20 protein-coding genes are annotated in these 23,087 nt (G+C 57.7%); 12 read left to right on the top strand and 8 right to left on the bottom strand.

Translation table 11 applies throughout. From position 1 onward, the window contains the following. Nucleotides 1-248 precede the first annotated feature (248 nt). Together PVT68_RS07045 and PVT68_RS07040 are read left to right on the top strand one after the other, a co-directional pair. A complete protein-coding gene (locus tag PVT68_RS07045; RefSeq protein ID WP_280321993.1) occupies nucleotides 249-506 on the top strand; it encodes a hypothetical protein in 258 nt (85 codons plus the stop codon). A gap of 72 nt (nucleotides 507-578) precedes the next feature. Further along, nucleotides 579-974, top strand: a complete 396-nt coding sequence (locus tag PVT68_RS07040; RefSeq protein WP_280321992.1) for a hypothetical protein — start codon at nucleotides 579-581, stop codon at nucleotides 972-974. Nucleotides 975-1,066: 92 nt separating this feature from the next. On the opposite strand, the gene PVT68_RS07035 is transcribed toward PVT68_RS07040, so the two are convergent. The 7 genes from PVT68_RS07035 to PVT68_RS07005 all read right to left on the bottom strand — a co-directional run bounded on the left by PVT68_RS07035 (nucleotide 1,067) and on the right by PVT68_RS07005 (nucleotide 11,064). Next, nucleotides 1,067-3,379 carry an immune inhibitor A domain-containing protein gene (locus PVT68_RS07035; protein WP_280321991.1) on the bottom strand — a complete coding sequence of 771 codons (2,313 nt, stop codon included), beginning with the start codon at nucleotides 3,377-3,379 and terminating at the stop codon, nucleotides 1,067-1,069. Nucleotides 3,380-3,636: 257 nt separating this feature from the next. After that, nucleotides 3,637-4,968, bottom strand: coding sequence for a sensor histidine kinase (locus PVT68_RS07030; protein WP_280321990.1), 1,332 nt, complete (start codon nucleotides 4,966-4,968; stop codon nucleotides 3,637-3,639). Continuing rightward, entirely contained in the window at nucleotides 4,968-6,314 is a 1,347-nt protein-coding gene (locus tag PVT68_RS07025; protein WP_280321989.1) for a sigma-54-dependent transcriptional regulator, read from the bottom strand. Before PVT68_RS07025 ends, PVT68_RS07030 begins: the two co-directional genes overlap by 1 nt. A 117-nt stretch (nucleotides 6,315-6,431) precedes the next feature. Then, nucleotides 6,432-7,640 carry an FtsX-like permease family protein gene (locus PVT68_RS07020; RefSeq protein ID WP_280321988.1) on the bottom strand — a complete coding sequence of 403 codons (1,209 nt, stop codon included), beginning with the start codon at nucleotides 7,638-7,640 and terminating at the stop codon, nucleotides 6,432-6,434. Nucleotides 7,641-7,658: 18 nt separating this feature from the next. Beyond that, complete coding sequence (locus PVT68_RS07015; RefSeq protein ID WP_280321987.1) at nucleotides 7,659-8,981, bottom strand: ABC transporter permease; 1,323 nt, start codon at nucleotides 8,979-8,981, stop codon at nucleotides 7,659-7,661. 24 nt (nucleotides 8,982-9,005) lie between these two features. Beyond that, nucleotides 9,006-9,707 carry an ABC transporter ATP-binding protein gene (locus PVT68_RS07010; protein ID WP_280321986.1) on the bottom strand — a complete coding sequence of 234 codons (702 nt, stop codon included), beginning with the start codon at nucleotides 9,705-9,707 and terminating at the stop codon, nucleotides 9,006-9,008. 76 nt (nucleotides 9,708-9,783) lie between these two features. Further along, nucleotides 9,784-11,064, bottom strand: coding sequence for an efflux RND transporter periplasmic adaptor subunit (locus PVT68_RS07005; RefSeq protein ID WP_280321984.1), 1,281 nt, complete (start codon nucleotides 11,062-11,064; stop codon nucleotides 9,784-9,786). Nucleotides 11,065-11,507: 443 nt separating this feature from the next. On the opposite strand from PVT68_RS07005, the gene PVT68_RS07000 reads away from it, so the two are divergent. Next, nucleotides 11,508-13,016, top strand: a complete 1,509-nt coding sequence (locus PVT68_RS07000) for a SulP family inorganic anion transporter (RefSeq protein ID WP_407666131.1) — start codon at nucleotides 11,508-11,510, stop codon at nucleotides 13,014-13,016. A 234-nt stretch (nucleotides 13,017-13,250) separates the two neighbouring features. After that, nucleotides 13,251-14,108: a universal stress protein gene (locus PVT68_RS06995; protein WP_280321983.1), complete on the top strand. Its 858-nt coding sequence runs from the start codon at nucleotides 13,251-13,253 to the stop codon at nucleotides 14,106-14,108. Nucleotides 14,109-14,225: 117 nt separating this feature from the next. Here the strand turns inward: PVT68_RS06995 and PVT68_RS06990 are convergent, their stop codons facing one another. After that, entirely contained in the window at nucleotides 14,226-14,639 is a 414-nt protein-coding gene (locus PVT68_RS06990; protein ID WP_280321982.1) for an acyl-CoA thioesterase, read from the bottom strand. A gap of 582 nt (nucleotides 14,640-15,221) precedes the next feature. Here PVT68_RS06990 and fabV point away from each other — a divergent pair. The 8 genes from fabV (at nucleotide 15,222) to PVT68_RS06950 (ending at nucleotide 23,077) form a co-directional block, all read left to right on the top strand. After that, on the top strand, nucleotides 15,222-16,400 hold the full coding sequence (fabV, locus tag PVT68_RS06985) for an enoyl-ACP reductase FabV (protein WP_280321981.1): 1,179 nt from the start codon (nucleotides 15,222-15,224) through the stop codon (nucleotides 16,398-16,400). A gap of 102 nt (nucleotides 16,401-16,502) precedes the next feature. After that, entirely contained in the window at nucleotides 16,503-17,546 is a 1,044-nt protein-coding gene (locus tag PVT68_RS06980) for an NADP(H)-dependent aldo-keto reductase (protein ID WP_280321980.1), read from the top strand. Nucleotides 17,547-17,679: 133 nt separating this feature from the next. Then, nucleotides 17,680-17,910: a DUF2789 domain-containing protein gene (locus PVT68_RS06975; protein WP_280321979.1), complete on the top strand. Its 231-nt coding sequence runs from the start codon at nucleotides 17,680-17,682 to the stop codon at nucleotides 17,908-17,910. Between the two features lie 210 nt (nucleotides 17,911-18,120). After that, nucleotides 18,121-19,077 carry an LpxL/LpxP family Kdo(2)-lipid IV(A) lauroyl/palmitoleoyl acyltransferase gene (gene lpxL / locus PVT68_RS06970; RefSeq protein ID WP_280321978.1) on the top strand — a complete coding sequence of 319 codons (957 nt, stop codon included), beginning with the start codon at nucleotides 18,121-18,123 and terminating at the stop codon, nucleotides 19,075-19,077. A 137-nt stretch (nucleotides 19,078-19,214) separates the two neighbouring features. Next, entirely contained in the window at nucleotides 19,215-20,090 is an 876-nt protein-coding gene (gene dapA / locus PVT68_RS06965; protein WP_280321977.1) for a 4-hydroxy-tetrahydrodipicolinate synthase, read from the top strand. Between the two features lie 83 nt (nucleotides 20,091-20,173). After that, nucleotides 20,174-21,349, top strand: a complete 1,176-nt coding sequence (gene bamC, locus PVT68_RS06960) for an outer membrane protein assembly factor BamC (protein ID WP_280321976.1) — start codon at nucleotides 20,174-20,176, stop codon at nucleotides 21,347-21,349. A 21-nt stretch (nucleotides 21,350-21,370) separates the two neighbouring features. Then, entirely contained in the window at nucleotides 21,371-22,144 is a 774-nt protein-coding gene (locus PVT68_RS06955; RefSeq protein WP_280321975.1) for an MBL fold metallo-hydrolase, read from the top strand. A gap of 69 nt (nucleotides 22,145-22,213) precedes the next feature. After that, nucleotides 22,214-23,077, top strand: a complete 864-nt coding sequence (locus PVT68_RS06950; protein WP_280321974.1) for a D-hexose-6-phosphate mutarotase — start codon at nucleotides 22,214-22,216, stop codon at nucleotides 23,075-23,077. Nucleotides 23,078-23,087: the final 10 nt, after the last annotated feature.

Genomic DNA, 23,087 nt, shown 5'->3' with positions numbered 1-23,087 from the left:
TTCGTGCCCTATGAAGACGAAAACAGTTACGATCCGTTTTTTTTCAATACGAGCGAAAGGCATGACAGCGTGGACTTTGCCGAAGTGGATAACTTCCTGCCCGCAGCGGCTGCGCCCCCAGTGGCCAGTCCGCGCTGTTCGACCAATATGGAAAGTCCGGGAGAGGGCTCAGCCTGCTGGTTTTTCCCAATAATGCGGGTGTACTGACAGCCGCATCGATCAATGGATCGCGTTATGAAGGAGGCTATATGCGCGAACGAGTGATTCTTCTTTCCCTGCTGGTGGCGGCAACGCTACTTTCGGCCTGTGGTACCAGTAGCGTGCGCGATCAGGTGGTCTACCCTAACAGTGCTCCCATTCCCCGACAGCCGGTGGCTGAGCAGAAGACCAACTACGGCGGTTGCCCGGGAGATGCTGAAGAGCTGGCTCCCGGATCTATCTGTCCTGCTACCGCCCAGTGCTATGAAATCAGCGGCGGTCGCCGCTGTATCGTGTACGAGAAATAAGCCGTCGGCTTTCCACTTGAAAAGTACAGGGAATGGGCAGGGAAGCCCACTGGTGTTCACAGAGGAAGTGAGATGAAAATGCGCCTGTCCGCCCTGTTCGCAACCGTTTTTTTTGCCGGTTGCGCGGGTACCGCCAGCAATATCGAAAATATCAGATGCTTTGACGGCTTCTGGTGTGATTTGACCGGTGCACCGACCACCTATTACCAGGCGCGGCTTCCCGCCAACCTGGTTCCCGCCTTTCCCCGCAATTGTTTGTCGGACGATATCCAGGTAACGACTGCTGGTAACTGCCTGATGGATGATGCAGTGTGTTACCAGCTCGATACGGGAGCATGGTGTACTGCAGGTCGTATGCCACAATGTCCCGCGGGTTCTGAGATGATGGAGATGGATGCGCCTTGTCCGGAAAATGGCCGTTGCTGGATATACAGCGAAGGGCTGCGTTGTCAGTCGCTGGCGATATAGATATTGCCAGCGCAGTAAACGGATACCGAATTGAAAAGGGCGGCAAATTGCCGCCCTTTCTTTATTGCCTGGTTGGATATCTATCGCGGTCTTTATCGGTACAGCAATACTTTACCAACGGACTTGTCATCGCTTTGGGAGACCACCCGAACCTTCAGACCGTAGCTTGATATTGCCCGACCGGCATCAGGAATCACGCTGTTGCTATAGTCCGCACTGTCGTTAAACAACGGGTTGCGCGCGGTAAAGTTGTCCCGTAGCAGCAGGTTGTTACTGATCAAAAGATCGAGCGTTTCCTTGTTGGCCTTGTCGATACTGAACGCTGCGTCGTGCACCTGGTAGCGAGTTGATGCGGCAGAGTGATCGTTCCAGGTATTCACATGCTGGTCCGCGTCGACCACGCCGAGGAAGCCGTTACCGGGGTGAATGCCAACCCAGTTGTCGCTATAGGCGGAATCGGCATACCAGATGATCAGCCCCTCGTTAAACTCCAGTAGTTCCCCTGCCACATTGATATGTGCGAGGCCCTGGTCTACGCCACTGTGCGTGCGCCATTCGAGCAGGTAATAGTGGTCGTGCAGTGAAAAACCCATATTGCGGGTAAACCCGGTGAGACTGAAAGTTCCGGCGGTCTCAGCGTCGTCTGTCCACAGCACCGTTTCGTCGGCACTTACCTGAATATCGTCGGCGAAAAACCCGGGGTTGGAGACGTAGCCATCGGTCCAGTAGTAGAACACCAGGAAAAACTGCTGTCCGGCATAGGCGCTGAGATCGAACTCCGCATCTACCCAACCACTGGAGGCGCCGGTAATCCCGAAGCCGGGATTCTGTCCGTAAGGGTCGGTGGTGGTGCTGATATTACCCTCGATGGGGACGAGCCCCGCTGCGCTATACACAGCGATATAGGCGTAGTCCCAGTCGGTTTCGATATCGTACCAGGCCTTGAAACTGACTTTCGCGCTGGTTGCACCACTCAGGTCTACGGGGACCAGCATGTAATTGTTCAGGCCGTCGCCACTGCCGCTGTAGTAGGCGTAGTCGCCGCTGGTGGGGATGGTAAGCACCTTTTTCTTCTGCGGCAGGTCGATACGCAGGGCATCGTTATTGGTGCCTTTGCTGACGGCCTGATCGAGTAGTGCTTCTACACCTTCAGCGGAGATGTCTTCGAGGGCAATTGTGGCGCCGTGCAGCCAGTTGCCGCCCATACTGGACTGCAGAAACTCTTTCGCCCAGGCGGAAAAACCGGTGGGTTCAGACCCCGGGATAACACCTCCCCAGCTGCCACTGGACATAACCGACCAGTAGGAGACGGGCTCTCCACGACCGGTGTATTGGGTGTCGTATTCGTCGGGAAGTCCCAGGTCGTGGCCGTATTCATGGCTGACGACGCCGGCCGCCGCATCGATAGGCTGAACGGTGTAGTCGTAGGCCGCCATAACACCTCCCCAGTAACCCACTGAGGCGCTGGTGCCGGACAGCGGGAAAACCCCGCCCAGGTCCCAGCGATGGGCCCAGATCGCATCCTCACCCAGTTGGCCGCCACCGGCTTCTTCACCGACGGAGGAGTGAAAGATCATCACGTGGTCGATGAGACCGTCGGCTTCCCAGTAGTCGCCGTCTCCGTCGAGGTCGTAGCGGTCTTCAAGGTCGAAGTCCGAGAGGTTTATGCTGGGGTCGTTGGCGGCGGCGAGCAGTGCTTCGCGGACAAGGGCTCGGGCATCGCCGTCTGTATTGTTGCCATAGAATGCGGCATTTTCACTGGCCATATACCAGCCGGCTACTGCACCCTCGACACTGTAGCTGTTACCGGACTGCTGCCAGTAAAACTGTTGCATCGACAACAGAGTTTCACCGCCGGGGCCGGCAAAGCCATCTTCGGAAAACAGCAGGTCGCTGTAGTGTTCCGGTGTGTAGTCGGCGTAGTACATGTCGCTCTCGCCGGGCTGGATACTGTTGTGTGGGAAGTCAGGGAATTCCATCAGGATGGCCAGCACCCGGGCGGTTTTGCTGCTTCCGCTGTAGATTTCTGGCGATAAGGGGGCGGGAATCTGCTTTTTTCCCTGGCCGAGCTTATTGCCGTTACCGTTCTGCAGGGAGTGCTGCAGCTTGTTGCCGTAGGCGTTGGCGAGTACCCGGGAATCCGGGCTAGCCAGGTTGCCTCCGCGTTGCGCGGCCTGCGCTGCGCGTTCCTTCAGGTAACTGCGCAGGGCGGCTTCCGCTTCGGGAAAGGATGCGTTTTCGTCGATGCGCCCGGAGCGCTTCAACATTTCGATCAGCCTGTCTTCATTTGCGATAGCAAGGTCCAGGGCCCCTCCCTGTTGCGGCCTGTCGGCCGCGTGTACATTGGTCAGTGCAATACCGAGCATAAATACACCGGCAGCAAAAAAACGCGTGGGATTTTTCATGGTACTCCTCATTTTTCATTCTGATTTTTGCGATCAGGCAAAGGAGCTTGTCTCGACGGGTAGTAATGCTTCCGTAAGCCATCCTTGGCCCATAACGGTGGACTATATGTTGTCACCAAGAAACGTAACGATTGGGGATGAAAGTCACGTAATGAATACCCCGCCTTTATTGGGGTGAAATGGAAAAATAAGGTTTTTATTCAGGTGGAGTCGGTAATTCAGCAGAAAATACCGCGGTGAGCGGCTTGGGGATTGGCTCAATCAGTCTGCGGCCATGGAAGCCAGAGATTTACCTGTAAGCCGCCTCCGGACCGATTGTGTAGCCGGATATGACCGCCATGTGCATCAATGATTTCCTTACACAAGGCCAGTCCAAGTCCAACACCTTGAGGTTTGGTCGAGAAAAAGGGCAAAAGCGCCTGCCGCAGAATGTTGTCGGTCATTCCCGGTCCCCGATCGCACACGCTGATCAGTTGTCCGTGGAAATCGGTTTCAATTTGCAGTGTTATTTCATTTTCATTGCCGCCAGATTCCGCGGCATTTTTCAACAGGTTTAGCAGTGCCTGCTCTACCTGCGCGGGGTCGAAATATCCGGGGCGTTCAGGCAGTGTACCGACCAATTTGAACGGGTGTAGCGGTTGGATACCGGCAATGAGTTTGGACCAGGGTACGGTTTCGCAATTCGGTGGTGGTAATTTTGCAAAGCGCGCGTAGCCCTGGGTGAAATCTGTCAGGCGGCGACAGCGCTCGGCGATCACATCGAATACCCCGGCAAGTTGCTCAGACTCCAGCTTTTCAGAAAGGAGCTTGCCACTGTGAGCCATCGATGAAATAGGTGCGAGAGAGTTGTTCAATTCATGGCTGATCAGCCGGATCACTTTCTTCCACACCTGTACCTCTGCCCGGGTCAGTTCGCGGGTCATCTCCCGCAGGAGAATCAAGCGATGTTTTTGCGAATTCAGCACAAAAAGACTATTGCTGATATGCAGGGTGTGGGTGCTCTCGTCACTGAGGTAGCTGATCAGTCCATCGTATTGCTGTTCGATGGCCCGAGCCAGTTCCGCTGGGCAGAGAGGAAGAATCTGTTCCAGTTGGTGCCCCTGTAGCGGCTTGCCATTGTGCAGCAGGTGGCGGGCACTGGTATTGGCGTAGATGATATGTTCACTCTGGTCGACCAGCAGCAGAGCCAGTGGCGAGCTTTGGATGACGGTATCCAGTAGCAGTTCCCGTTGATGAATATGCGCTCGTTCCCGCCGAAGTATTTCGCCCACTTCGTTATAAAGCCTGGCCAACTGTCCAAGCTGGTCTTCACGGCTTAGGGCCAGGGAGATGGAAAAATCACCGTCACGGAAATTCAGCAGCCCGCCTTCGAGGCTTTGCAACGCGCGATTGAGGTTGCGGGTGAGAGGGCGCAGCAACAGGGTGGCAACTGTCAGGGCCAATAGCAGGCCGGCACTCCACGCGAGAATTGGCTGGGCGCCGAGGTATAGCAGGCCGAAAGGAATGCCGGTCCCCAGTGCTACGGCAAGAAGTACTGCCGCAAACAGTTTTCCTTCGATCGAGAAATTCAGGTTTGCCATCCCGGGCATCAGTAGGGAATCCCGTATTTGTCCAGGCGCCGATACAGCGCCTGTCGACTCAGGCCGAGCTCGCGCGCCGCCTGCGCAATAATGCCGTTGCAACTGATAAGAGTCTGCTCCAGCAGTTCGCGACTGGGTTCGAAGCTGTGTTCCGGTACTTTGAGCTGAGTGTCTTCCGGTAGCGCGAGGGTGCTTTCTTCGATGGTGTCGCCGCGAGTCAGTACTGCGGCCCGTTGCATCACATTGTGTAGTTCGCGCACATTGCCGGGCCAGCTGTAACGCATCAGGCTCTGCTGGGCCTGTGGCCCCAGCTGTTTCCCACTGCGTGTGAGGAAGTCGCGAGCCAGCGGAAGGATATCTTCCGGCCGTTCATGGAGCGGAGGTAGTTTCAATTCAATGACGTTAAGGCGGTAGAAAAGATCCTGACGGAAGCTGCCGTCGTGGATCATCTGCTGCAGATTGCTGTTGGTCGCACTGATCACTCGTACACGCACCCTGCGAGTCTCGCTGCTACCTAGGCGCTGGAATTCACCGGTCTGAAGCACTCGCAGCAGTTTCACCTGGCCGGTAGCGGAGAGCTCACCGATTTCGTCGAGAAACAACGTGCCACCATCCGCGGCTTCGAATCGGCCCCGGCGTACCTTGTTGCCGGCGCCGGTGTAGGCACCGGCCTCCGCACCGAAAAGCTCGGCTTCCATCAGATCTTCCGGCAGAGCACCTACGTTGACTTTGATGTAGGGGCCATCTTTCACGGCAGAATTCGCCTGCACAATATCGGCGATCTTTTCTTTGCCGGCACCGTTGGGGCCAGTGATCAGTACAGGTACATCCGAGTGAGCGACCTGAGTGGCCACTTCCAGTAGTGTGTGGATACTATGGCTGCGATAAACAATATCCTGCAGATCGAATTGTTGCCGCAGTTGTTCACGCGCCTGCTGTGCGCGACTTTGGGTTTGACGCTGCTGCTGTTGCAGATCGTGCAGCTCCAGCAGGTTTTTGATGGTGGCGATCAGTTTATTGTCATCCCAGGGTTTGCCGACGTAATCGGCGGCACCAGCCTTGACCAGCTCCACGGCCATTTCCAGCTGAGTCCAGGCGGTAAGCAGGATGACGGGAATATCCGGTTGCAGCTCGCGCAGCGCAAAAAACAGGGCGCGGCCCTCTTCACCAGAGGTAGTATCGGCGGTGAAGTTCATATCCTGGATGACGAGGCCAATATCCGGATTTTCCCGCAGTAGCTGCAGTCCCGCCTGAGGGGTAATGGCGGAAAGAGTCTGAATATCGTGCAGGGACAACAGCAGGGAGAGCGCGGAGATGATGCCGGTGTTGTCGTCGATGATCAGGACCTTATCCAAGTCCGTGTCTCCCTGAGTGACTGGCACTGAATTGTAGGAGCCAGCCTGCTGGCGAACGGAATTACGTGCAGATTCCTGTTCGCCAGCAGGCTGGCTCCTACTATCGTGCTGGAAAATTTATACACTTCGCGTCGCCATTGCGGGCGATATATTGGCAGCACGCATGGCCGGCATCAATGCCGCAGTAAGGCTGACAGTGAGCAATATTACCGCACACACCGCTAGCATCGAAAGCGACAGTGCCGGTTGAGAAAACTCGCTCACCATCAGGCGGTTTATAATCAGTGCAGCTGCGGTACCCAATATCAGCCCGGTAGCGGCGATTATGGAGTTCTCTACCAGAAAATAGCGACTGATATTGGCGCGGGTGGCGCCCAGGGCGCGTCGCACACCGATCTGTTTGGCGCGCTGATTGATCCAGAAAATGGTGAGACCAACGATACCCAGGGCGACGATAAACGTCAGCAGGGTCATTACGAGAGAAAGCACCTTGACCATGATGTTGTCGCTTACGTAGGTAGATGCGAGGTTTTCGGCAAGGGTTTCCAGGTGGATGACCCGCTGCGGATCCCGCTCCGCGAGTTTGTCTTCCAGCTGTTTGAAGATGGTATCTCGATGGCCGGGTTGGGTACGGACCAGATAGCGTTTGTGGTTGCCTGCTACCAGTAACGGATGGAACACCACATTGCCGGCCAGAGACCAGCTGGGCCAGGCACCCAGGTGACGCTCGACGATACCGATGATCTCCATGGGGGTGCTCTTATTGCCGTAATACAGAAATTTGCCCAGGGCGTCGCCTTCAGGAAAGGCGGTGTCGGCGAACTGCTGGGTAACGATAATGACACTGCCATCGAAGTTTTCGTTGGCGCCCACCACGTGCATTTCGTCTTCGCGGAAGTTGCGTCCTGCGATCAGATTCAATCCTAGTGCGTTGATGAAGTGCGGATCCGTTTCGTAATAATTACCGTCTATATCGCCAATCTGGGCGTTGGGCTCCAGATAAAAGCTGCTTGCAGAACCTGATCCGGATACCGGGATCTGGTTGGTGACAGAGGCATCCACCACCCCGGGCATGGAGCGCATCATGTCCAGGTCGGCGCGCACTGCGCCCGCCATATCGTAGTCATTGGGCACCGGCATAAAGGTGACGGCAATGATGTTATCCACATCCATACCGGTTGGGCGCGCCATATTGGCGAGGCGGTCTTTTACGATGACGGTGGCATTGCTGACTATGGCCAGGGTCAGGGCCAGCTGCAGAGCGATCAGCAGCGCTGATACTTTGTTGCGCCAGAGGGCGGACAACATGGGTTTCAATTCAAACATGGTCGTTTCTACTCCGGCTCACTGGGTTTTCAGGTAGACAGATGGATTGGTGCGGCTGATGCGCCAGGCCGGGTACAGGCCGGCGAGCAGGCTGGCGAGAATCGCGAGGCCTACTGCGGTGAGCATCATCAGCCAGTCCATGGAGGCGATCTGATCGATGTGGCCCATGGACAGCATGCGGATACCGGTCAAGCCCAGCAGCGCGAAGCCAATGCCGATCAGGCCGCCCAGAACACCGATACAGCTGCTTTCGATCAGATGCTGGGTGAAAATGGCATTGCGGCCGGCGCCCAGTGCACGGCGTACACCGGCCTCGGGAGCCTTGCGCAGGAATTTGGCGAGCAGCAGTGCTACAGCATTCACTATGCAGACAAGCAAGAAGGCGAGGGACAGCCATCCCAGCACGCGATTGTCATCCCGTAATACTTCATTCAGTACCAGCCACTCGGACGGGCGTGTGAGGGCAAACTTTAGCGGGCGCTGGAAGCGGCCCTGTTCTTTCTGTTGCTGGATATAGCCGGTGAGAAAGTTTTCGTATTCCTGCTTTTGTGTGTTGTTGTCGAGCTCAACCCAGAACTGTATCCAAACGCTCTCTCCAAGCAGATGTCCTTCGTAACCTTCGATTCCGGAATCCGGGCTGTTCCAGCCGTTATTGTTACCCCAGCTGTAAATCTCGAACTTCCGGTGTAGGCCGAAGGGTATATATATTTCTTCGGAATCACTAAACGGACTGTTGTTCAGATCGTATACCTTGGGCGACGGATTCCAGTAATCCATCACACCGGCAACCGTAAAGGGCTCGCCGTTGAGCTGTACGCTTCTGCCAACACTGTCTTCGCCACCGAAAAGTTTTTCGTTGATCGCTTTGCTCAGGATAACGGTCTGTACCGGTGCGCTGTCTGCTTCCTGATTCCAGGTGTTTCCGTACAGCATGGGGACATCAAACATGGCGAAAAAATCGCGGGTGGTTACCCGTGTCTCGGCGACAAATGGCCGTACGTCGGAGTCTTCCATGGTAACGGTGAAGCCAAAGCGGTGCATGGCTACCTGTCGCGTCGGGATATCTGAGCGCAGCAACGCGGTGACATCCTGATAGGTCAGCTGATATGGGATTTCATTGTTGCTGCGTGTATAGCCCTGATTCGGATCCCAGCTGTCTAATTGTACCGCGTAGAGTACATCGTCCTTCGCCGCGAGGGCGTTTTGGGACATCATGTAGTTAAGGGTGAGCACGGTCATGCAGGCGCCGACGCCGACAGCGATGGCGGCGATCATAAGAGTGCTCAAAATAGGCGTCCCCCGCAGACTGCGCAGCGCGAGACTGATGTAGTAGCCGATCATTTCGGTTTCCTTTTTTTGTTCAGCTTATGCAGTGGCAGCTTCGGGTTGTGCGATTGTCTGGCGCAGATCAGAGACCTGGCCGTCGACGATCTGGATATTGCGCTGCGCGCGGCGCGCGAGATCCGGATCGTGGGTGACCATGATGATGGTGGTGCCCCATTCGTTGATGAATTCCAGCAGTTCCATCACCTGGCGGGCCATCAGGGAGTCCAGGTTCCCGGTGGGTTCGTCCGCGAGCAGAAAACGGGGTTCGCCGGCCAGTGCGCGGGCGATGGCGACGCGTTGCTGCTGACCGCCGGACAGTTGAGCGGGCAGGTGCTTGGCACGGGCGGAGAGGCCAACTTGTTCGAGGGATTTTTCGATACGGCGGCGACGCTCCTTGGCGTTGAAGCCGCGATAGCGTAGCGGCACGTCGATGTTGTCGAACAGGTTGAGGTCGGGGATCAGGTTAAAGCCCTGGAAAATAAAGCCGATTTTCTCGTTGCGCAGGCGGGAACGCTCGCGGTCGGAAAGTCCACCCACTTCCTGTCCATCCAGCAGATACTGGCCACCGGTTGGGGTTTCCAGCAGGCCGGCGATATTCAGAAAGGTGGTTTTGCCGGAGCCGCTGGGGCCGGTAACGGAGACGAACTCTCCCTCGTTCACTTCCAGGCTGAAATCCCTAAGCGCGTGGGTTTCGATGGTGTCGGTGCGATAGCTTTTACGGACGTTGTGCATTTTCAACATGGTGGATTTCCTTGTCTTCGTATTTGTTTTAAAAGTTCGTTTCAGTAGGAGCCTGCAAGCAGGCTCCTACAATGCATTAGTCTTTCAGCGCTACCAGCTGCGCCTTGTCCAACTCTTCTGCCGACGAGGTGATAATCTGATCGCCGACTTGCAGGCCGGAAACAATCTCCACCTGGTTCAGACCCAGTGCGCCGATGGTGATAGGCACTTTCACTGCCTGGCTCTGGTCGTTCAGTTTCCACGCGAAACGGCCGCCACTCTGATCGAGGAAAGCGCCGCGCTTGACCAGTATCACGTCGCTGCGATTTTCCAGCAGTACACGGGCGGTGAGACGGAGGTTCTGGCGCAGGTTGGCCGGTTGTTCGCCGGTAAAGCGCACCCGCGCGGTCACCTGGTTGTCGATGACTTCCGGCGCGATTGCGGTGATTTCACCGGGAAGATGTTTGCCGCCCATATTGATTTCTACCGCCATGGCGAGGCCCAGGTCGTCGGCGTAGTTCTCTGGTACGGCGGCTTCCAGTTCGAAGCTGGTGAGGTCGACGACGGTAAGCAGTGGCGCGTTGGCGGCAACGGCGGCCCGTTGCGTTGTGGACAGGCTGCCGATGGTGCCGTTGACGGGGGAGATGATCTGTAGTTCATTCACCTTGCGCTGGAGTTCTTCCATCTGCAGCTTCTGTTGGGAAACCTGCAGCTCGAGAGTCTGGGTTTCGAACGCCAGTGCTTCGTTTTCCAGCGCCGCGTTCTGCACCGCCTGAGCGTGCTCCAGCTCTGCGCGTGCCAGGTCATCGCTGGCTTTTTCAAAATCCAGCTGTGAAATGATCTGCTTTTCCATGGAAATTTCCGCGCGCTTCAGTTCCCGGCGCGCGGCGGTGAGATCTACCTTGGCGAGGTCTGCCTTCTGGGTGTTTTCGAGGCGTTGGCGCTTGGCCTGAATTTTTTGCCGCGCCAGCTCCACGCTCAGCTTGTTGAACAGGGCACTCTCCTGGGCAAGCTGGTTCTGTAATTGCGGGCTGTCCACTTCCGCCAGCAATTGTCCCCGCTGAACCCCGTCGCCAGCCTTCACGGCGAATTTCACAATGCCCTGGGCCGGGCTGAAAAGTGTGGGGCTGTTTGCCGCTACCACCTTCCCCTGAACCACCAGATCCCGCACCAGATTTCCGCGCTCCACCGCGGCGATATTAATCCGTGACAGCGACAGGCTCGCATCCACCGCGTTGGTGCTCTGCCAGCTCATCAGCCCCCACGCCACAAATGCCACTGCGCCAACACCAAGACCGGCGCGGGTCAACAGACGTTTGTTCTTCCACGGACTCTGCGGGGTGAGTTGGATGTCTTGCCCGGAGGTATCTCTGATCATGTTGTTCCCAGGTACTTCGAATCGGTTTGTGTTGTTCTGTCACTGTGACGCAGGAGTAATTCACCCCGGATTCACTGCCCTTTTTTTCGTTGCAGCGGGCTTATCGCAATCGCTGTGCCAACCTGGAAAAGCTATTTAACTCTTTGAAAAATAAGGAAAATAAATTTCCACTGAATTTGAGGTGAGTGGACGATGTGTCCGCAAAAAGTGTCCGTGCAGGGGGTGTACGGCAAGTCGGACAGAAGGGGAGTTTGGCGACATTTCAGATTGTTGGGCAAAGGAGCCCGGCGACGTGCCCAACAGGCGCCCTGCCTGTTCTTTAGCCAGAACCCTCAAGATGCTAGAATCCGCGCCCCCGATTCAGGGCTTCGAACAAGACTTTCCAGACAATTTTTCCTGGCAACTTTTATCCAGACAGAATTCCCAGACAGGCTCTCCTGATTATGCAGTTCTCCAACACCCTGTTGTCGTCCACCAGAAACGACTGGTTTGGCAACATTCGCCGCGATGTACTGGCCGGCCTCGTGGTTGCTCTCGCGCTCATTCCCGAGGCGATCGCCTTCTCCATCATTGCCGGCGTGGATCCGCGGGTGGGTCTCTATGCATCATTCTGTATCGCCGTGGTTATCGCGTTTGTGGGTGGCCGTCCCGGTATGATCTCCGCCGCGACCGGTGCGATGGCCCTGCTGATGGTGACTCTGGTCAAGGAGCACGGCCTGCAATACCTGCTGGCGGCGACGCTGTTGACGGGGGTACTGCAGATCATCGCCGGTTATCTCAAGCTGGGTAGCCTGATGAGTTTTGTATCGAGGGCGGTGGTGACGGGGTTTGTGAATGCCCTGGCCATCCTGATCTTTATGGCGCAGTTGCCGGAGCTGACCGATGTCACCTGGCATGTGTACGCCATGACTGCAGCGGGCCTCGGTATCATCTATCTGTTTCCCTATGTGCCGGTGGTGGGCAAGCTGCTGCCGTCGCCGCTGGTGTGCATTCTGACGCTGACCGCGGTTTCTCTCGCGCTGGGGCTGAATATACGCACGGTAGGGGATATGGGTGATCTGCCGGATACGCTGCCGGTATTCCTGTGGCCAGATGTGCCGCTCAATTTTGAAACCCTGAAGATCATCTTCCCGTATTCCGCGGGCCTGGCGGTGGTGGGGCTGCTGGAGTCGCTGATGACGGCGACCATTGTGGACGATCTGACCGATACCAGCAGCGACAAGAACCGTGAGTGCAAGGGCCAGGGGATTGCGAATATCGGTGCGGGTCTGCTGGGTGGTATGGCGGGCTGTGCGATGATCGGCCAGTCGGTGATCAATGTGAAATCCGGGGGCCGTGGCCGTCTTTCCACGCTGGTGGCGGGTGCTGGCTTGCTGACGCTGGTGGTGTTTCTGAGCGATTGGGTGGCGGTGATCCCGATGGCGGCGCTGGTGGCGGTGATGATCATGGTATCCATCGGGACTTTCAACTGGGGATCTATCCGCGATCTGAAGCATCTGCCGCTGTCGACCAATCTGGTGATGCTGGCGACAGTGATTGTGGTAGTGTTTACCCATAATCTGGCGTTTGGGGTATTTGTGGGTGTGCTGTTGGCTTCGTTGTTCTTTGCCAACAAGGTCAGCCACTTTATGTATGTGAACTCGGAGCTGGATGAGGCGAGCAATTGCCGGACCTACAAGGTGGTGGGGCAGGTATTCTTCAATTCGGCGGACAAGTTTGTTGCGGCGTTTGATTTTAAAGAGGCGCTGGACAAGGTGGTGATTGATTTGAGCCGGGCGCATTTCTGGGATGTGTCGGCGGTGCACTCTCTGGACAAGGCGGTGGTGAAGTTCCGCCGCGAGGGTGCCGAGGTTGAACTGATCGGTCTGAACGAGGCGAGTTCCACCATCGTCGACCGCTTTGGGGTGCACGATAAGCCTGAGGAAATTGAGAAAGTGCTTGGGGGGCATTAAAGCCCGGAGCTTTTTTCAGGAGCCCCGTCCAGGCTTCGGTGGCGCCGAAACACTGGATGGAAGCTTTTGAAATCGCACAAGTACATCCCTGTATGCTCCGTCGGCGACGTCCCTGTCGCCGACGGTTTCAAAAGCTTCCATCCAGCATTTCGGCTTCTCCCTTGTCCTTTCACTTCGTAAGCACCTCGTTCTTCGTAGTTTTATAAGTTGGATAGCGACAGAGAGAAAATAATAATGACCGAACAGAAAGACCCCCTCGTACTCACCTGCATCGACGGTTCCCGCTACAGCGGCGCCGTGTGTGATTACGCCGCCTGGATCGCCAGCCGTGCCGGCGCCCCGGTGAAACTCCTGCACAACATCGAACGCATCTCTACCCCAGCGGTGGCGGACCTGACCGGGAGTATTGGTCTCGGCAGTCAGGAGGAGTTACTGGAGGAACTGACGGCGCTGGAGCAGCAGCGTTCCAAGCTGTTACTGGAGCAGGGCCGGCAGATGCTGGATCAGGCGCGGGCGCGTGTGGTCCGCGCCGGGGGCGAGCGAGTGGTGACCTGTCAGCGTCACGGCTCACTGGCAGAGTCGTTGGTGGAGCTGGAAGATCATATCCGCGTGCTGGTGCTGGGGATTCGCGGTGAGGAGCATGAAGGGTCGAACAAGGGGTTGGGGGCGCAGCTGGAGACGGTGGTGCGCTCGTTGCACAAGCCGATTTTGGTGGTAAACCGGGAGTTCAAGGCGCCGCAGTCGGTGATGCTGGCTTACGATGGCAGTGAGTCTGCGCGCAAGGCGCTGGATATGGTGGCGCATAGTCCGGTATTCCAGGGAATTACCTGTCACCTGGTGTACGTGGGGGATGCTGCTGAATCCGTATTGGCGGAGGGGGCGGAGGCGCTGGGGCACGGAGGTGTTACGGTGATCAGTGCGAACCTGCAAGGGAAAACGGTGGACGCGCTGATTGCCTACCAGCGCGAACACGAGATCGATCTGACGGTGATGGGGGCGTTCAGTCACAGCAAGCTGCGGGATCTGTTGCTGGGCAGTGTTACCGCAAAGATGCTGCTTGGTACCCATCAACCCTTGTTGCTGTTGCGTTAGGAACCTCGAGTTCAGAACGCCCGGGTATTCTCATGCGCGAGCGCACGGCTATAACTGCCTGGTAGCCGCTAAGGCCCTGGGTTCACGCAGAGATTCTGTCTGTCAGGCCGCGTTTTTCTAGCTGGCCAGCTTGCTGGCCATGGCGGAAGAGTTCGCTGCCTGCTCTAACGTCATCCCGGCTTTCTTGTGCGGCGTTGGCTTGCCCTCGGCATCCAGCGCCACAAACACAATGCGCTCTACCCGAACGATCAGATCCCGGGTCTGCTTGTTGCGCATTTCGCAGTGCACGGTCAGCGAAGTCCGCCCTATATCGGTTACCTCAAAACCAAACTCCACGATGTCACCGCATACCGCGGAGCTGACGAAATCAATCTCCGACATCATTTTGGTCACGATATTGGCGGTGCCCATCTGGCACCCTGCGAAAATGGCCGCCTCCTCATCTATCCACGCCAGTGCCTGACCGCCAAACAGACGTTGTGCCGGGTTCAGGTCGCCGGGTTTTACGAAATGACGTGAGTAGTACTTCATGAGTGATTACCTCTTTGGTTACCCCTTATCTGGGATGGAAAATTGCCGCGTTCCATAGCGGCTCCACTCCAGGAAGTGCATGAAGTGTGCCAATGAATTCGACTGCTTTGTGACGGAAGTATGGTGCGTTGGATGGAAGGTACGGCGCCTGGACCTGTCCTGAAAACTGCTGCCAGAGTCTCTCTGACACGGTGGGCAAAGATGGAGGTCGGGGACGTTGGTCAAGGCTGGATTGCTTAAAAAGTGTGCAGCTTGCACTTGTTCAGGGCGCGCGGGGGATGGAAATTGGCTAAATTGGCCGCTCGCAAGGATATTCTGGCCGCAAAGATCCCGTAGCGTGATCTGCCGCTCTGGGAGTCGCCCGCAAACGCCATTAGAATGTGCGCCTTTATGGCCGACCAGTCGGCCCTGGTACCACTGAATACCTACTGCGCGTGCGCCTGGCGGCGACCGGCGGTGCTCGCAATCCTCACGTACTGAAGTACGCTCCGGTTGCTCCGCTCCGGCGGCCACCACCAGCCCCCCGCTCGCTACGGTTTTCAGCGGTCCCATCAATTCGGAAAAACCAACGGAGAGCCCGGCATGATCATCCAGCCGAAAGTTCGCGGATTCATCTGCACCAACGCCCACCCGCAGGGCTGCGCCGCCAACGTGCGCGAGCAGATCGAATACATCAAGTCCCAGCCCGCCATCGACAAGGGTCCGAAAAATGTTCTTGTTGTAGGCGCTTCCACCGGCTATGGCCTCGCCTCCCGTATCACCGCCGCCTTTGGCTGTGGTGCCGGTACCGTCGGGGTTTTCTTTGAGAAGCCGCCCACCGACAAGCGCACCGCTTCTGCCGGCTACTACAATTCTGTGGCCTTTGAAGAGGAGGCCCACAAAGCCGGTCTGTATGCGAAAAGCATTAACGGCGATGCCTTCTCCAACGAAATCAAAGCCCAGACTATTGACCTGATCAAACAGGATCTCGGCAAGATAGACCTGGTTATCTACAGCCTCGCGTCTCCCCGTCGTACCGATCCGGAAACCGGCGAACTGTACAGCTCTGTACTCAAGCCCATCGGCAAGTCCTACACCGCGAAAAACCTCAACACCGACAAGCTGGAAATTTCCGATATCAGTGTTGACCCGGCGAGCGAGGAAGAAATCGCAGCCACCGTCAAAGTGATGGGTGGTGAAGACTGGGAACTGTGGATGAAAGCCCTGGGCGACGCGGGTGTACTCGCGGACGACTGCAAAACTGTTGCCTATACCTACATCGGTGAAAAACTCACCTGGCCGATCTACGGCCACGCCACCATCGGCAAGGCCAAGGAAGACCTGGACCGTGCCGCCAAGGCCATCAGCGACAGCGGCAACGCCAGCGCCAATGTTGCAGTACTGAAAGCTCTGGTGACCCAGTCCAGCTCTGCCATCCCGGTGATGCCGCTGTACATCTCCCTTGTCTACAAAGTGATGAAAGAAGAGGGCACCCACGAAGGTTGTATCGAACAGCTTTACCGCCTGTACACTGAAGGCCTGTACACCGACAGCCCTCGCCTCGATGACGTCAACCGCTTCCGTATGGACGACAGGGAACTGCGCGCGGAAACCCAGGCCAAAATTGAAAAGCTGTGGCCGGAAGTAACCGAGGCCAACCTGTTCGAGCTGACCGACTACAAAGGCTACAGCGACGACTTCCTCAAGCTGTTTGGTTTCGGTGTAGACGGTATCGACTACGATGCCGATACCAGTCCCTTGGTGGCAGCGGACTTCCAGTAAGCCCCGCCAACCCGTCTGGCTTCAGGCCAACACCAGCGCCGGGCAATTGCCCGGCGTTTCCGTTTTATAATCCGATACTTTTGATCCCGTAGGAGTCATTCCATGGAAACCCGCAAGCTCGGAAAAACCGATCTTCAGGTCAGCAAGATCTGCCTTGGCACCATGACCTTTGGTGAGCAGAACAGTGAGGCCGAGGCCTTCGAACAACTGGATTACGCCGTCGCCCACGGGGTGAACTTTATCGACTGCGCGGAGATGTACCCTGTGCCGCCAAAGGCGGAAACCTACGGGCGCACGGAAGAATTTATTGGCAACTGGTTGCAGAAGCGGCGCAATCGCGCGGGGCTGGTGCTGGCGACCAAGGTGACCGGGCGCGGCGAAGGCAATTCCGGCGTGAGCCATATCCGCGGCGGCCCGCGTCTCAGTCGCGAACAGGTTCTCAAGGCCTGCGACGATTCCCTGGCTCGCCTCAAGACCGACTATATCGACCTCTATCAGGTGCACTGGCCAGAGCGGCAGTCGAATTATTTCGGCAAGCTCGGTTACGTACACGGCGAAGACGACGGTGTGGATATCAGCGAAACCCTGTCTGCGCTACAGGAACTGGTGGCGGCGGGCAAGGTGCGTCATATCGGTCTCTCCAACGAGACCCCTTGGGGACTGCATCGCTACCTGCGCCTGGCGGCCCACGGCAGCAAGCCCCGGGTCGCGTCCATTCAGAACCCCTACAGTCTGCTGAACCGGACGTTTGAGGTCGGCCTGGCGGAGATGGCCATTCGCGAGCAGTGCGGCCTGCTGGCCTATTCCCCCCTCGCTTTCGGTACTCTGAGTGGGAAATACCTTAATGGTGCCAGACCCGAGGGTGCGCGCCTCACCCTGTTCGAGCGCTTTCAGCGCTACACCGGCGCTCGCGCCGAGGCAGCGACGGCACGGTATGTGGGGCTCGCTGGTGAATTCGGGCTGGATCCCGCGCAGATGGCGCTGGCGTTCGTTACCCAACAGCCGTTCGTCACCGCCAATATCATCGGCGCCACGACCATGGAGCAGTTGAAAACCAACATTGGCAGCGCCGAACTGAATCTGGATGCGGAGCAGCTGGCTGCCATTGCCGCGATCCACAATGACAACCCAAACCCCGCCCCCTGAATAGGGGGCTGGGACTTAACCCGCTTGTGGTCCTGCGAATTGTTATACAAGGTTCCGCAAGGACCACCAGCCGTTTCCGCTATCTATAATCAGTAGTGCTTCGCGCACACTGACACATGACAGGGGAATCGCTATGGAAACCGGCCACCACACACTCAACGACCTGTTTGCCCAGCTGGGTCTGGGCTCCGACGACACTGCCATCGAAGACTTCCTCGGTCGCCACCATCTGCAGGGGGAAGAAAAGTTGGCCAGAGCTGAGTTCTGGAGTGACAGCCAGCGCAAGTTCTTGCGGGATGCGATTATCGAAGACTCAGACTGGTGTGAAGTGGTGGATGAGCTGGACGCGCTGCTTCGTCACTGAGGGTAGCTGGGCTGCCCGTCGCTTACCGGGTGCAGACCGCGCGGTCATGCGCGGGTGTGTCGATCGTACCGGCAGTTCGAACGGCCGCCGAGTCAATAGTGGGGTGGGGTGAGTATCAGTAACGGGGCGGGCGCGGCTATAATGCGCCGCTTTCCTCCGGTCATCCATGTGGACCGGATATCTGTTTCCGCTAGCAGTTGCCCTCGTTTTATGGAAAAACCGCACTTTCGCGCCGCCCTGTTGCACCCGCGTTACTGGCTGACCTGGATGTTGTTCGGTCTCTGGTACCTCCTCGCCCAGTTGCCCTATCGCTGGCAAATTTCCCTTGGTCGCGCCCTTGGTCGTTTGATGCTGCGTTTCGCCAAGAGTCGGCGCGACATTGCCGAGCGCAATCTTGCCCTGTGCTTCCCTGAACTTTCCGCGATAAAGCGCGAGCAGTTATTGCGGCGCAATTTCAGCTCCAACGGTATTGCGTTGATGGAAACCGGCATGGCCTGGTTCCGTTCCAGCCGCTGGCTGCGGCGGCGCTTCACTATTGAAGGGCTGGAATATCTGCAGGAGGCGAACGACCGCGGCCAGGGCGTGGTCATGATGGCAATGCACTTCACCACACTGGAAATCGGTGCTGCGTTCATGTCCATGAGTCACCCGGTGGACGGCATGTACCGGCCGCACAAAAACCCGGTGTATGACTATATGCAACGCAAGGGGCGCGAGCGCCACGGAGAGGATTCCGAGGTGTACCAGCGCCGGGACGTGCGCGGTATGTTGCGGGCACTGCAGAAGGGGCGTGCGGTCTGGTATGCGCCGGATCAGGACTACGGTATCAAGCAGGGGGTATTTGCCCCACTGTTCGGGATTCCGACCGCCACGGTAACCGGCACATCGCGTTTTGCCCGGGTGGGGCGTGCGAAAGTGATCCCTTACACCGTCACCCGCCTGGAAGAAAAAGGGTTTTACCACCTCAAGGTGTTTCCAGCGATCGAGGAAATCCCGTCGGGGGACGAACTGAAGGATGCGGTACTGGTGAATCAGTTCGTGGAAGCGCGCATGCGCGAGAATCCGGCCCAGTACATGTGGGTGCACCGCCGTTTCAAGACCCGCCCCGAGGGCGAGGAACCTTTTTACCGGAAAGAGAAAAAACGGCGCAAGAAGCGCAAAAAATGATCAATTTTTGGCCGGGGCCGCTGGCGGCTGCGCGATGATTTTTTTGCGCTGGCATCGAACAGGTACGGTCAGTAACATACCGCATTCAATTTTTGGTGGTACAGGCCGGATTCAAGCCGGCTGGAGAAGGAGTTGCAATGATTTCCGGCAGTATGGTGGCACTGGTTACACCCATGTACGCAGATGGCAGCCTCGATTGGGAGAAACTGCACGAGCTGGTGGAGTGGCACATTGAACAGGGTACCCGCGCTTTGGTGGCCGTGGGTACCACGGGGGAATCGGCGACTCTCGATGTGCATGAACACCTGGAGGTGATCCGGCGGGTGGTGGACCAGGTGGCCGGCCGTATCCCGGTGATTGCCGGCACCGGCGCAAACTCCACCACGGAAGCCATCGAACTCTCCGCCACGGCAGCTCGCTGCGGCGCCGATGCCTGCCTGCTGGTCACGCCCTATTACAACAAGCCTACTCAGGAAGGCCTGTACCAGCATTACAAAGCGGTGGCCAAAGCCGTCGACATTCCCCAGATTCTCTACAATGTGCCGGGCCGCACCGCGGTGGATATGCTGCCGGAAACCGTGCAGCGACTCGCAACAGTGAGCAATATCGTGGGTATCAAAGAGGCTACCGGTGACCTGGAACGGGCGCGGCAGGTGCTGGAAAGAGTGCCGGAAGGATTTGCAGTTTACTCCGGTGACGACGCCACCGCGGTGGAACTGATGCTGTTGGGTGGCCACGGTAATATCAGTGTGACCGCCAATGTAGCGCCGGCTGCTGTTGCACAGATGTGTGAAGCCGCCCTGGCTGGCGATGGGGAAACTGCCCGCGCGATCAACCAGCGCATCGACATATTGCACAAAACGCTGTTTGTGGAGTCCAACCCCATACCGGTGAAGTGGGCGCTGAAAGAAATGGGCCGCATTGATAGTGGAATCCGCCTGCCTCTGACCGCCCTGTCGGGAGAACACCACGCGCTGGTGCGAGAAGCACTGCGCAGCGCCGGCGTTCTCTGACAACCTCCGTGTTCTGGCGTTGCAGAATAAGTTTGCCGCCTCGGAAAATCATCGATCGGGACAGAATCGACAAGGTACGAATAATGACAAAATTTACCGCCGGAGCCGTGCTGTGTGTTGCGGTTACTGCCCTCAGTGGCTGTGGCATCTTTGGCAAAAACGGATATTTCCGCGACCGCGGTGACGACTATCAACTGGCGGACAGCCTGCCGCCGCTGCAGATGCCGGCGGGGGTTACGAGCAAAAATCAGGAGGAGCTCTATGAAGTGCCTCAGATTAGCGGCGAAGTAGAGCGCGGAGAGTTTGTGGTTCCCCGCCCGCAAGCCCTGTCGGTCAACGTGGGCCTGGATCGGGTAAAAATCCAGAAACTGGGCAACCGTCGCTGGGTGCTGGTCAACCAGCCGCCGGATGAAGTCTGGCCGCAACTGCATTACTTCCTGCGTACCACCGGCATGCAGCTCGCCATGTCCGATGCCGGCGCCGGTACCATGGAAACCACCTGGCTGACCTTTGGCGAAAACCCGGAGACCAAGGACAAGTACCGTTTGCAGGTGGAATCCGGGGTGCAGCCGGACACCACCGAGATTCATGTCCGCCACCTGTCTGTGCCGCTGGATACTCCGGCGAGCGTTGCGGTGAACTGGCCGGCCCAATCCACCAGTCCCGAACGTGAAGGCTGGATGATTGACGAAATGTCCAATGCGCTGGCGGCGGAATCTTCCGGCGCAGCGGCGTCGCTGGTGGCGCAGGCCATCGGTGGCGGCAAGGTCAAGGTGCAGGTGATGGAGCCGGCGGGTAAGGAACCGTTTATCGCGCTGGACCTGGCTATGACCCGGGCCTGGGCCACTGTTGCCCATGCACTGAATACCGGCGCTTACCGGATCCACCAGGAAGATTCCGAACTAGGCCTCTTCTACGTCACTTACGACGCTGACCGCGAACTGTCGGAGGATGAAGACGGCTGGTTCTCCAGCTGGCGCTCCGACAAAGGCGAGGACAAACTGGCCAAGACCGCAAACGCCTACAGCCTGCAACAGGTATTGGCGAATATCGACGCCACTGCCAGCGTCGAGCCGGCACTGTTTGCCAGCATGGCGGGTGTCGGTGGCGCGCCCAACGCGGATATCCCCGGTTACCTTATCGTGTTGCGCACCGTGGATAACGCTGCAGAGGTACGTATTCGCAATGCCCGCGGCCTGCCTCTGTCGCGCACCAGAGCGTCTGAATTGCTGATGGCGATTCGCCAGAATCTGATCTGACGTCGCTGGCGGTAACTGGTAATGGCGATCAGATTTGCCTCCCTGGGTAGTGGTAGCAAGGGCAATGGTACTCTGGTCGCAACCCGCGACCACTGTCTGCTGGTGGACTGCGGTTTCACCATCAAAGAAACCGAGCGGCGCATGGCGCGGCTCGGTATGTCTCCGGCGGATCTCTCCGCCATCCTCGTGACCCACGAACACAGTGACCATATGGGGGGCGTCGGCCCTCTGGCGAGAAAGTACCGGCTGCCGGTTTACCTGACGCCGGGCACGCTGCGCGCACGGGATATCGGAGCCCTGCCGCAGGTGGTGCTGATCGAAGGGCATCAGGTATTCGCAGTGGGGGATATTCAGGTGACGCCGGTAGCGGTGCCCCACGATGCCCGCGAGGCGGCGCAGTTTGTTTTTCGCAGCTGCGGCAGCAGTCTTGGCCTGCTCACAGATCTCGGCACCATCACTCCCCATGTGGAGTCCCACTATGGCGATTGCGATGCACTGGTACTGGAAGCCAATCACGATCCCATGATGCTGGCCCAGGGTCCTTATCCGCCCTCGCTGAAGCGGCGGGTGGGAGGCGCCTACGGACACCTGAGTAACCAGCAGGCCGCGGGCTTTTTACAGCGCATTGGCAGCCAGCGGTTACAACATCTCGTAGTGGCCCACATCAGCGAAAAGAATAACAGCCTGGAATTGGCCCGTGCCGCACTGGCAGAGGCCGCGGCTGAGGCGGCCAACTGTATTTATGCCTGCCAGCAAGAAGGGTTTGACTGGCTGCAGATCGAAAAGGCAGAGTAGACCTTGTTTCCGACGCCATTCGGGTGTCGGTCCCCCCCTATTACAATTTCGAAAACGGAGTTTCCGGCAGTGGCAGTGCATGACTATCTCACCCGTACCGACAGCGACACGCTCTATAGCAAGCCAGGCCTTGACCTGCTGCTGGTGGAAACTGAACTGTGCCGCGCGGTGATTTCCCTGCAGGGTGCCCAGGTGCTGGAGTTTGCCGCCCGCGACCGCGCGCCACTGCTGTGGCTGAGCCCCACCAGTGTGTTCGAGGCAGGAGTAGCGATACGCGGTGGCGTGCCGCTGTGTCTGCCCTGGTTTGGTGAAGACCTGAACGATCCGTCCAAACCCAAACACGGCCTGGTGCGCACCCAGTACTGGGAGCTGGTGGGCAGCAAAGCAGAGACCGATGGCGCGGTCGTGCTGGAGATGCGTTTTCAGCATGCCGGCGACGAACTGTTTGCCGCGAGCTTCGACTGCACCCTGAAAATCGGCCTGGGTGAATCGCTTACTTTCGATCTCGAGCTGTGCAACACCGCCGACATCCCCGCGGATTACAGCTGGGCGCTGCACAGCTACTTTGCGGTGGAAGATGTGAATGCGGTGGAAGTCGAGGGATTGGACGGTGGTGAGTTTCTCGACAAGACCCGTGGCTTTGCCCGCGACCGTCTCAGCGGAATGCAGACCTTCGCCGGCGAAGTGGACCGGGTGTTTGAGCAGGCGCCGGCCAGGCAGGTTATCCAGACACCGAGTCCGATTACCGCGGAGAGCGATAACTGCCACACGGTAATCACCTGGAATCCGGGTGCAGAACTCGCCGCAACCATTCATGATATCCGCGAGCACTACCGCGGTTTTGTCTGTGTCGAACACGGTAATGCCTTTGCCGATCGCTGGCAGTTGCAGCCCGGTGAACGTGCCGGTGCCAGGCTCGCGCTCAGCCGTTGATTCCGCGTCG

Source organism: Microbulbifer bruguierae (assembly GCF_029869925.1).
GTDB classification, from domain to species: Bacteria; Pseudomonadota; Gammaproteobacteria; order Pseudomonadales; family Cellvibrionaceae; genus Microbulbifer; species Microbulbifer bruguierae.
Note: the sequence above shows the minus strand (reverse complement) of the source record. Positions and strands in the feature narration are given on the sequence as shown.